This window comes from Pseudoalteromonas sp. SWXJ133, from assembly GCF_015864365.1.
GTDB classification, from domain to species: Bacteria; Pseudomonadota; Gammaproteobacteria; order Enterobacterales; family Alteromonadaceae; genus Pseudoalteromonas; species Pseudoalteromonas arctica.
In genome coordinates, this window is sequence record NZ_JADYXJ010000060.1 from 1 (window position 1) to 632 (window position 632).

The window sequence follows — 632 nt, forward strand, 5'->3', positions numbered from 1 at the left end:
ATATCAACGGATATTACAACAACGTTAGGCCGCATCATTATAATGCCGGTTTAGCGCCAAATGAATCTGAGGTTAGATATCAAGATTCTAAAACTGTGGCCAAATTTTATTGACCACTACAAAGCGAGGAAAACTCACTAAAGAAGAAATTTTAAAAGATCGCCAATCATTTACAAACCTTAAATCAATAGAGGTACTACTGTCTGAAGTTAAAGTTTTGGTTGATAAAATTACTGATTTGAAAAGGATATATATTTTACGTGCCGTATTAAAAATTTTATCAAAAGAAAGTTCTTTTTATGAACTATTTAAAAGTATAGATTTTGATAATTTATCTAACAGCTTATCAGATGTATTTAGTAATTCTTCAACAGGTCATAAGTTCGTCATACATTCAATAGTTAATATTATTTCTCATGCTGATAAGCGCAGCTTGGTTTTATTTGATGAACCTGAGACACATCTTCATCCACCACTATTAGCTGTCTTAATGAGCTCAATCCGGTGCAAGATTAACAGTGACACCCATCCTAAATTTTGCTCTTTTCAAAATTTAGGACTACGTTTTAGTTAGTGCAAAAAACGAGCAGGGTGTCTTATGGCAATTTCAAGAAAGCGTCAAGTAAGTTTGG

Annotated in this window: 1 protein-coding gene; it reads left to right on the plus strand. The window is 32.6% G+C overall.

Going from position 1 to position 632, the window contains the following annotated elements; translation table 11 throughout:
- The first annotated feature begins 109 nt into the window (after positions 1–109).
- A complete protein-coding gene (locus I6F40_RS19620) occupies positions 110–574 on the plus strand; it encodes a hypothetical protein (protein WP_197193340.1) in 465 nt (154 codons plus the stop codon).
- Positions 575–632: the final 58 nt, after the last annotated feature.